General features: G+C 73.9%; 5 protein-coding genes. 2 read left to right on the forward strand and 3 right to left on the reverse strand.

From position 1 onward, the window contains the following. Window positions 1-120: 120 nt before the first annotated feature. Window positions 121-675: a TetR/AcrR family transcriptional regulator gene (locus VR45_RS37785; RefSeq protein WP_045944475.1), complete on the forward strand. Its 555-nt coding sequence runs from the start codon at window positions 121-123 to the stop codon at window positions 673-675. A 100-nt stretch (window positions 676-775) separates the two neighbouring features. After that, on the forward strand, window positions 776-2,350 hold the full coding sequence (locus VR45_RS37790; RefSeq protein WP_045944476.1) for an MFS transporter: 1,575 nt from the start codon (window positions 776-778) through the stop codon (window positions 2,348-2,350). A 78-nt stretch (window positions 2,351-2,428) separates the two neighbouring features. Here VR45_RS37790 and VR45_RS37795 read toward each other — a convergent pair whose 3' ends face one another. From VR45_RS37795 to VR45_RS37805, 3 genes are all read right to left on the reverse strand, one after another. Further along, the gene (locus tag VR45_RS37795) at window positions 2,429-4,903 is read right to left on the reverse strand and encodes a SpoIIE family protein phosphatase (protein ID WP_052709687.1); all 2,475 of its coding nucleotides are present in this window, start codon (window positions 4,901-4,903) and stop codon (window positions 2,429-2,431) included. Window positions 4,904-5,047: 144 nt separating this feature from the next. Then, window positions 5,048-5,647 carry a TetR/AcrR family transcriptional regulator gene (locus VR45_RS37800; protein ID WP_045944477.1) on the reverse strand — a complete coding sequence of 200 codons (600 nt, stop codon included), beginning with the start codon at window positions 5,645-5,647 and terminating at the stop codon, window positions 5,048-5,050. Between the two features lie 175 nt (window positions 5,648-5,822). Continuing rightward, the gene (locus tag VR45_RS37805; protein ID WP_045944478.1) at window positions 5,823-7,415 is read right to left on the reverse strand and encodes a 4-coumarate--CoA ligase family protein; all 1,593 of its coding nucleotides are present in this window, start codon (window positions 7,413-7,415) and stop codon (window positions 5,823-5,825) included. Window positions 7,416-7,721 lie beyond the last annotated feature (306 nt).

Consider the following 7,721-nt stretch of genomic DNA (forward strand, 5'->3'; position numbering starts at 1 on the left):
TTGCTGCCCTTGCTGCCCTTGCTGCCTTGTTGCTGCCCGGCCACCGGACGGCCCCGGCTCGAATGAGGCACTGAAAATAATTCTGAGACATCCATGTCTCATCCGGAGTACACTCGTCCCATGGCCACCGATCGTGACTCCGTTCTCGAAGCCGCCGTCGGCGTGCTCTCCCGCCGCCCGACCGCCCACCTCGACGAGATCGCCCGCGCCGCGGGCATCAGCCGCGCCACCCTGCACCGGCTCTTCCCGGGCCGGGACGCGCTGATCCGCGAGGTCGGCCTGCTCGGGCTCCAGCGCTTCGGCACCGCGCTCGACAGCGCCGCCGTCGAGGAGGGCGACCCGCACGCCGCGCTGCGCCGCCTGGTCGACGCGCTCGTCCCGGACGCCACCCTCTGCGCCTTCCTGGCCGGCGAGAGCACCCTCTACGACGACGAGGCGATCGACGAGCTCTGGGAGTCGCAGATCGCCCGGATGCACGCGCTCTTCCTGCGCGGGCAGCAACAGGGCACCTTCCGGATCGAACTCTCCGCCGCCTGGCTCAGCGAGGCCTTCTTCGACCTGGTGGCCGGGATCGGCTGGGCCATCCAGGACGGCCGGCTGGCCCCGCGCGACGCCGCCTTCTCGCTCTCCGAGCTCTTCCTCGGCGGCGCCCTGCGGACCCCGCGACCGAACTGATCCCGCCCCCGCGACGTCCGCACCCACCCTCGCGTCCGCACCCACCCTCACGTTCGCCCTCACCTGCCGCACACCGGACCGGAACCGGACACCGATACCCATGAGCAGTACCGTCCACCTCCAGCCCCGCCAGCGCTGGACCGGCCTCGCCGTCCTCGTCCTGGCCGTCACCCTGGTCGCCGTCGACGCGACCGTCCTCTCCCTGGCCATCCCCTCGATCAGCGAGACCCTGCGCCCCAGCGGCACCCAGCTGCTGTGGATCGGCGACGCCTACTCCTTCGTGCTCGCCGGACTGCTGGTCTCGATGGGCTCGCTCAGCGACCGGATCGGCCGCAAGCGCCTGCTGCTGATCGGCGCCACCGCGTTCGGCGCCGCCTCGCTGCTCGCCGCCTACGCGCCCAGCGCCGGCTGGCTGATCCTGGCCCGCGCGCTGCTCGGCGTGGCCGGGGCGACGATCATGCCGTCCACCCTCTCGCTGATCCGCACCCTCTTCCCGGACGACCGCGAGCGGGCCACCGCGATCGGCATCTGGGGCGCCGCCGCGACCGCCGGCGCCGCGCTCGGCCCGGTGGTCGGCGGGGTGCTGCTGGAGCACTTCTGGTGGGGCTCGGTCTTCCTGCTGAACATCCCGGTGCTGGTGCTGCTGCTCGTGTTCGGCGCCTGGCTGCTGCCCGAGTCCAAGGACCCGAACCCGGGCCGCTGGGACGTGCTGAGCGTGCTGCTCTCGCTCGCCGGTGTGATCGGCGTGGTCTACGCGATCAAGGAAGCGGCCGCGCACGGCGTCCTGCGCTGGGACGTGCCGGTCACCGCCGTGCTGGGCACGGTCGCGCTGACCGTGTTCGTCCGGCGCCAGCTGCGGCTGGACACCCCGCTGCTGGACGTCCGGCTGTTCCGCGACCGTCGGTTCACGGCCGCCGTGCTGGCCTCGCTGATCGCGCTGATCGGGCTCTCCGGCGTGGTCTTCGTGACCTCCCAGTACCTCCAGCTGGTCCGCGGCTACCCGCCGCTCAAGGCCGGTCTGGCCGAGCTGCCCGCCTTCGCCGGCGCGGTGGTCGGCGGTCTGCTGACCGCCCGGCTGGTGCGCCGCACCGGCGCCCGGACGGCGCTGACCGCCGGTCTGCTGGCGATGGGCATCGGGATCGGGATGCTCGGCTGGATCCAGCAGGACTCCACCTATCTGCTGCTGGCCGCCGCGTTCCTGCTGGTCGGCACGGCCGAGGGCGTGGTCTACACGCTCGGCGCCGACCTGGTGCTGACCGCCGCGCCCGCCGACCGGGCCGGCGCCGCGTCGGCGGTCTCCGAGACCGCGTACGAGCTGGGCACCGCGCTCGGCATCGCCCTGGTCGGCTCGGTGGTCGGCGCCCTGTACGCGGGCCGGCTGACCGTCCCGGCGGGCGCGGACCCGGCGGTGGCCACGCAGGCCGGCGAGTCGCTGGGCGGCGCGGTGGAGGCGGCCCACGGGCTGCCGGACACCCTGGCCGGACCGCTGCTGGAGAGCGCCAGGACGTCCTTCGTCCACGGCGTCAACGTGGCCGGGATGCTGGCGGGCGCGCTGCTGCTGGGTGCGGCGGTGCTGGCCTGGCGCCTGCTGCGGGGGCTGAACGACCGGCCCGCCGCGGGCGACCCGGAGCAGCCGGCCGCGGCGCCGGAACCGGTCCGGGCCTCGGCGCACTGACGACGGACGAACGGCGCGGGCCGCCCCCGGATCCCCCGGGGGCGGCCCGCGCCGTCGTCCGTTCCCGGCGGCCGCGGCTCAGCCGGCGCCGAAGGGGAGTTCCAGTTCGGCCCAGACCACCTTGCCGTCCCTGGTCAGGCGGCTGCCCCAGCGCTGGGCGAGTTCGCTGACCAGGAACATCCCGCGACCGCCCTCGTCCTGTTCGGCGAAGGGGCGCAGCTGGGGTGTCTGGCCGCCGCTGTCGGCGACCTCGACGGTGAGGACGCGGTCGCGGAAGAGCCGCAGTCGGCGTGGGGCGTCGGCGTGCAGCAGGGCGTTGGTGACCAGTTCGCTGACCAGGAGTTCGGCGTAGTCGGCGAGTGCGGACAGGCCCCAGTCGGCGAGGGTGCTGCGGGTGAAGCGGCGGGCCTTGCCGGGGAGGCGGCCGTCGCCGGTGAGCGGGAGGGTGGCGACCCGGTCGGCGGGCAGGGGCAGTACCCGGGCCATGATCATGGCGATGTCGTCGTCGCTGCCGCCGCTGACCAGTGCGGCGAGCACGGCGTCGCAGTTCTCCTCCAGGGTGCGGCCGGGGCCGGAGAGGGTGCGGGCGAGCAGGTCGATGCCCTCGTCGAGGTCCTGGCCGCGCCGTTCGACCAGGCCGTCGGTGTAGAGGGCGACCATGCCGCCCTCGGGGAGGACGAAGCGGACCGATTCGAAGGCCACTCCGCCGACGCCGAGCGGCACGCCGGGCGGTGTCTCGATCCGGTGGGAGGTGCCGTCCGGGGCGACCCAGACCGGGGGCAGGTGGCCGGCGGAGGCGATCTGGAGGGTGCGCTCCAGGGGGTCGTAGACGGCGCAGATGCAGGTGGCGAACTGGCCCTCGCCGATGCCCGAGGCGGTCTCGTCCAGGCGGGTGAGGACCTGCTCGGGCGGCATGTCGAGGGTGGCGAGGGTTCGGGCGACGGTGCGCAGCTGTCCCATGGTGGCGGCGGCTCTGATGCCGTGTCCCATGACGTCGCCGACCACCAGGGCGACCCGGCCGCAGGAGAGCGGGACGACGTCGAACCAGTCGCCGCCGACCTCGCTGGTGACGCTGGACGGCAGGTAGCGGTAGGCGATCTCCAGGCCGAGGGTGCGGTGGATCTCCTGGGGCAGCAGGCTGCGCTGGAGGGTGAGCGCGGTCTCGCGTTCGCGCCGGTAGAGGCGGGCGTTGTCGATGGCGAGGGCGGTGCGGGCGACGAGTTCCTCGGCGAGGGCGACGTCGGAGGCGGTGAACGGTTCCGGGTTGCGCATCCGGATGAATTCGGCGCCGCCGAGGACCATGCCGCGGGCGGTGACCGGGAGCATCAGGTAGGAGTGGATGCCGGCCGCGAGCCCGGGGGCGACCCGGTCGGGGCTGGCGACCAGGCCGCGCAGCACTTCTTCGTCGACGCGGGAGCGCAGGAGGGGGCGGCCGCTGCGCAGGCACTGGGTGTAGCTGCGTTCGGGGGCGTACTCGGAGACCTCGCCGACGGTGTCGACGGCGTGCACGAGCCCGGTTTCGTAGGACTCGCCGACGGCGACGGCGCGCAGTTGGACGCCGCGGTCCTCGGGGATGGGGGTGGGTTCGGCGCCGCGGAGCACGGTTTCCAGGAGGTCGACGGTGGCGAAGTCGGCGAATCTGGGGACGACGGCCTCGATCAGTTCTTCGGCGGTGCGCTGGAGGTCGAGGGTGGTGCCGATGCGGGCGGTGGCTTCGGCGATGGTGGCGAGGCGTTCCTGGGCGCGGGCGGCGCGGGCTTCGGCCTGGAAGCGTTCGGTGACGTCGATGATCGAGGAGCAGACGCCGAAGACGCGGCCGGTGGAGTCCTCCAGTCGGAAGTAGGAGGCGGACCAGGCGCGGTCGCGGCGCGGGTCGCCGGGGACGCGGCCGTGCGAGCGGGCGTCGACGACGGGTCGGCCGGTGGCGAGCACCTGCTTCATGATCTGTTCTATTTCGGCGCTGTTGATGCCGGGCAGGACGCTGCTGATCCGGCGGCCGAGGTGGGCGGCGACGGGTACGCCGTTCATCCGGGCCAGGGATTCGTTGAGCCGTACGTAGCGCAGTTCGGTGTCGTAGACGGCCATGCCGATCGGGGACTGGCCGAAGATGCCGTCGAGTACGGCGAGGTCGGCCTCGACGCGGTGCAGGGCGGCGGTGTCGGAGGCGGTGGCGAGCAGCAGCAGGGTGCCGCCGGGGCCGGCGATGGGGTAGGTGCGGAATTCGAGCTCGACGGTGCGGCCGTCGCGGTGGCGGACGGGGAAGACGCCGCTCCAGCCCTTGCCGCTCATGATCCGGGTGAAGAGTTCGAGGACCTCGGGGCGGTCGCTGTCGTCGGTGAGCAGTTGGGCGGCGTGGCTGCCGACGGCTTCTTCGGCGGTCCAGCCGAGCAGTGCTTCGGCGTCCTCGCTCCAGTGCAGGATCAGTCCGTCGTCCTGGAGCAGGGCGGTGGCGAGCGGGACGAGGCGGTGGCCGTCCAGGCGTGTGGGGGCGGCGCCCGTTCGGGGGCCGGTGGCGTCGGTCGCGTCGGTCGCGTCCCACTCGTCTCTCCGCATGATCAGGCAGCACCCCGGTTCGGCTCGTGCCCGGCCGGGCGGGCCTCGTGGTCCGTGCGGCCGGGGTTCTTCTCCAGACTGCACGGACATCGACCGCCCGGCGACCCCTTGGTGAGGGTTACCGGTCGGGCAGGTGTACGGGCGTCATGGGCCTACCGGGCGCAGCGTACTCTCCAGAAGGCTCGCCCACTGCCGGATCACTCCGGATCGTCGGAGGCTGTCGTCGGTGAGCAGATTGGCGAGGCCGAGTCCGCGGGCGAGGTCGAGGGTGGCCTGGACGGTTTCGCGGACTCCGGGTCGGCTTTCGTCGGCGCCGAGGAAGTCGACGGTGGCGCGGTGGGCCTCGCGTCCGACGTGCCCTTCGAGTCGGATGATCCGTTCGCGCAGGGGTTCCTCGGTGGCGGCGGCGACCCACAGTTGGAGTGCGGCCCGGAAGAGCGGGCCGGTGTAGAGGCGGACGATCATGCCGACGACGGCTTCGGTGCGGGCCGGGCCGGCGGGCGGCAGGGTGTCCGCGTGGGCGCGGACGGCGGCGAGGCGTTCGGCGGTGACGTGCTCGACGGCCGCGGTGAAGAGGTCCTCCCGGGTCGGGAAGTGGTGTTGGGCGGCGCCGCGGGAGACGCCGGCCCGCTCGGCGACGACGGCGACGGTGGAGCAGTCGACCGCCGCCGCCAGCAGCCTGGCCCGGGTGGCGCGGCTGCGGTCCTGTTGGGGGGTGCGCGCGGCGGCGGGGTGGGTGGTCATCTGCGGCGGCGGTTCCTGTCCGTGCGGGGGCGGGCGGCTGGTCGATCCTCGCAGACGGTGGTCGGGGGGACGCGGGCTCGGGGGCGGGGTCAGGCATGAGCGGGGCGGGCTCGGGGGCGGGGGCGGTGCGGCCGGGTGGGTGGGGGTGGTGGCCGGGCCGGTGCACGGGGGGGGCTCAGCCGGTGGCGGCCGCCTCGCGTTCGCGCAGTTCCCGGCGGAGGATCTTGCCCGCCGCCGACTTGGGGACGGCGTCCAGGAACTCCACCGCCCGCACCTTCTTGTACGGCGCGACCTGGCCCGCCACGAAGGCCGCGACCTCCTGCTCGGTGAGGGCGCTGCCGGGGGCGCGGACCACGAAGGCCTTGGGGCTCTCGGTGCCCTCGGCGTCGCGCACCCCGATCACCGCCGCGTCGGCGATCTGCGGGTGGCTCAGCAGCAGCGCCTCCAGTTCGGCGGGCGCGACCTGGTACCCCTTGTACTTGATCAGCTCCTTGACCCGGTCGACGATGTGCAGGTAGCCGCGCTCGTCGACGAAGCCGATGTCGCCGGTGTGCAGCCAGCCGTCGGCGTCGACGGTCGCGGCGGTGTCGGACGGGCGGCCGAAGTAGCCCTTCATCACCTGCGGGCCGCGGATCAGCAGTTCGCCGCGCTCCCCGGGCCCGAGGTCGGCGCTGGTGCCGTCCAGTGCGGTGACCCGCAGTTCGGTGGAGGGCAGCATCCGGCCGACGGAGCCCGGCGAGGGGTCCGGGTCCGCCGGGGACATCACGTGGCTGACCGGGGACAGCTCGGTCATGCCGTAGCCCTGGAGGATCCGGGGCAGGCCGAGGCGGCGGGCGCAGGCCTCGGCGAGCTCGCCGACGAGCGGGGCGGCGGCGCACAGCAGGTACTCGACCGAGGACAGGTCGAACCCGTCGACCAGCGGGTGCTTGGCGAGGGCCAGCACGATCGGCGGGGCCGCGAGTACGGACTGCACGCGCTGGTCCTGGATGGTGCGGCAGAACTGCTCCAGGTCGAAGCGGGGCAGCACGACCACGGTGGCGCCGCAGCGCAGCGGCTGGTTGAGCAGCGCGGCCAGGCCGTAGATGTGGAAGAACGGGAGCACCGCGAGCACCCGCTCACCCACCTCGGGGCGGAAGACGGCGTCGGTCTGGGCGAGGTTGGTGGCGATGGACCGGTGGGTGAGCATGACGCCCTTGGGCAGGCCGGTGGTGCCGCTGGAGTACGGCAGCACGGCGATGTCCCGGCCCGGGTCGAGGTCGATCACGGGTTCGGGGCCGGTGGCGGCGAGCAGGTCGGCGAGCGAGAGGTGGCCCTCGGCGCCGTCCAGGACGACGATCCCGGCGAGTTCCCGGCCCTCGGCGGCGAGCTTCTCGGCGGCGGCGCGGGCGGTGGGCAGGAAGGGCGACACGGTCAGCAGCCAGCGCGCGCCGCTGTCGGCGAGCTGCCCGGCGAGTTCGCCGGGGGTGGTGAGGGAGGAGACGGGGGTGACGGTCGCGCCGGCCCGGGTGGCGCCGAAGAAGGCCATCGGGTAGCGGATGCTGTTGGGGCTGAACAGGGCCACCACGTCGCCCTGGCGGACGCCCGCTTCGGCGAGGCCGGCCGCGACCCGGCCGACGGCGTGGACGAGCTGCGCGTAACTGACCGTCTCGCCGGTGATCCCGTCGATGAGGGCGGGCCGGTCGCCGTGGCGCTCGGCGTCGCCGAGAACGGCGTCGTGCAGGGCGAGGTCGACGATGCCGACGTCCGGGAACTCGCTGTGGAACACCAAGGCGTGCCTCCTGTGCGGTAGTTGGCGCGGGGCGGGGCGGCCGGCTGGAGGTCCGTTGCGACCGGCCGTGCGGCGCGCGGACAGGAGCATACGGACAGTGGGCGGTCGGTGCGCCCCTGTGACGAACGTTTGGCGGAGCGCGCGGGGCGCAGGGGTGGCGCGGTATGGCGAAACACGAGGTGGGGGCGGGGCGGCGGTGCGCCGGGGCGTTGGGGCGGGCGGGATCCGGTCAGATGCCAGAACGATGATGCGACGATCTGTTCGAGGACGAATCGGGCGGAGGGAGCGGAGGGGGCGGCGGCTCGG

Origin of the sequence: Streptomyces sp. NRRL S-495, from assembly GCF_000966955.1 — a bacterium.
GTDB lineage: Bacteria > Actinomycetota > Actinomycetes > Streptomycetales > Streptomycetaceae > Kitasatospora > Kitasatospora purpeofusca.

Coding starts and splice junctions, on each gene's coding strand:
- VR45_RS37785 (WP_045944475.1), top strand. CDS start 121: ATGGCCACCGATCGTGACTCCGTTCTCGAAGCCGCCGTCGGCGTGCTC.
- VR45_RS37790 (WP_045944476.1), top strand. CDS start 776: ATGAGCAGTACCGTCCACCTCCAGCCCCGCCAGCGCTGGACCGGCCTC.
- VR45_RS37795 (WP_052709687.1), bottom strand. CDS start 4,903: ATGCGGAGAGACGAGTGGGACGCGACCGACGCGACCGACGCCACCGGC.
- VR45_RS37800 (WP_045944477.1), bottom strand. CDS start 5,647: ATGACCACCCACCCCGCCGCCGCGCGCACCCCCCAACAGGACCGCAGC.